Origin of the sequence: Streptomyces adustus (assembly GCF_009377175.1) — a bacterium.
Taxonomy (GTDB): domain Bacteria; phylum Actinomycetota; class Actinomycetes; order Streptomycetales; family Streptomycetaceae; genus Streptomyces; species Streptomyces adustus.
In genome coordinates this window covers 1-1,325 of sequence record NZ_VJZD01000541.1, presented here as the reverse complement: position 1 = coordinate 1,325, position 1,325 = coordinate 1, and the positions used below count along the sequence as shown (strand labels likewise).

Annotated in this window: 1 protein-coding gene and 2 pseudogenes; all 3 read left to right on the top strand. The window is 75.6% G+C overall.

The features are described 5' to 3' along the window. Positions 1-261 (top strand): annotated as a pseudogene (locus tag FNH09_RS47465) (hypothetical protein); the annotation flags it as partial. Further along, on the top strand, positions 258-863 hold the full coding sequence (locus FNH09_RS46400) for a Pycsar system effector family protein (RefSeq protein ID WP_202919905.1): 606 nt from the start codon (positions 258-260) through the stop codon (positions 861-863). The pseudogene FNH09_RS47465 and the gene FNH09_RS46400, both read left to right, overlap by 4 nt. 87 nt (positions 864-950) lie before the next feature. Next, positions 951-1,325 (top strand): annotated as a pseudogene (locus tag FNH09_RS46395) (DUF6777 domain-containing protein); the annotation flags it as partial.

Genomic DNA, 1,325 nt, shown 5'->3' with positions numbered 1-1,325 from the left:
CCCCCGACCGGCGCACCGGACCCGTACCCCGGCGCCCCGGCCCCGCAGGCCGCCACCACCGTGGCACCGGCCGCACCGGCCGCACCGCCGGAGGCTCCTGCCTGGCAGCCGCCGCCCGGCTACGGCAGGACCCCGATGCTGCCGGCCCAGACGGTGCCGGAGGTCCCGGCGGCCGCCCACCAGGACGACAGCGACGGTGACAGCGACATCGAGCCGGGGGACAAGGACGCCGCCGACCGGGCGGAGGGCAGCGGCGGATGACCACGCTCGACCCCGCTCCCGCCCCGGCGCCCGTCCCTGCTCCGGGACCTGCTCCCGGGCCCGCTCCCGGACCGGTGCCGGCCGTCCGGCAGGGCGGAGATCCGGACTGCGGCGACCTCACCCCCCTCTGCGAGCGGCTGCTCACCGAGCTGCGCGCCGAGGTGGCCCGGGCGGACAGCAAGGCATCCGTGCTGGTCGGCGCCCTCGGCATGACCGCGGGTGTCTCCAGCGGGCTGCTCGCCGGACGCAACTGGTCCCCGGCCGCGCTCTCCGTCCCGGGCACGGTGCTGTGGTGGGCCGGGACCGGAGCCCTGGGGCTCTCCCTGCTGGCCCTGATGCTGGCGGTGCTGCCCCGCTACCGCGCCGGGGCCTGGACGCCGGGCCGCCCGCTGTCCTACTTCGGCGACATCCAGGAAGCCGTCCGGCTCGGCCGGTTGGAGACCGCGCTCGACGACACCCGACGCGACCCCACGACCGGGCTGACCAGCACTCTCGCCAGCCTGAGCCATATCGCCGCCCGCAAGCACCAGTGGATCCGCACCGGTCTGGTCGCCTTCTGCGCCGGCACGGCCCTGCTGCCCTCCTCGCTGCTGATCGGCTGATCCGGCCGCACAGCAGTCGTCCCCGGCTCCGAGGCCGTCGAGCCTCCGGGTCTCCGAAAGAAGCACACGGAAGTACAAGGAAGCACGATGACCCAGCCACCACCGGAGTACCCGGAGCCCCCGGAGTACCCGACGCAGACAGGCCAGCCGTCGGTACCTCCGCAGTACCCGCAGCAGCAACAGCCTCCGGCGTACCCGCAGCAGCCCGCGTATCCGCAGCAACAGCAGCCACCGACTTATCCCCAGCAGCAGCCGCCGTCGTACCCGCAGCAGCAGCCTCCGGCCCATCCGCAGCCGCAGCCCTCGTACCCGCAGCAGCAACAGCCGCCCGCCTACCCGGGCCAGCAGCCGCCCGCCTACCCGGGCCTGTCGCAGCCGCCCGCGTACCCGCAGGCCGCGCCCACCTACCCGGGGGCCGCCGCGCCGATACCGCCGCAGTACGCCCAGTCCCCTCCCCAGGCC

What these genes read in the sequence shown, in the direction of transcription:
- FNH09_RS46400 (WP_202919905.1), top strand. Translation starts at nt 258, where the DNA reads ATGACCACGCTCGACCCCGCTCCCGCCCCGGCGCCCGTCCCTGCTCCG.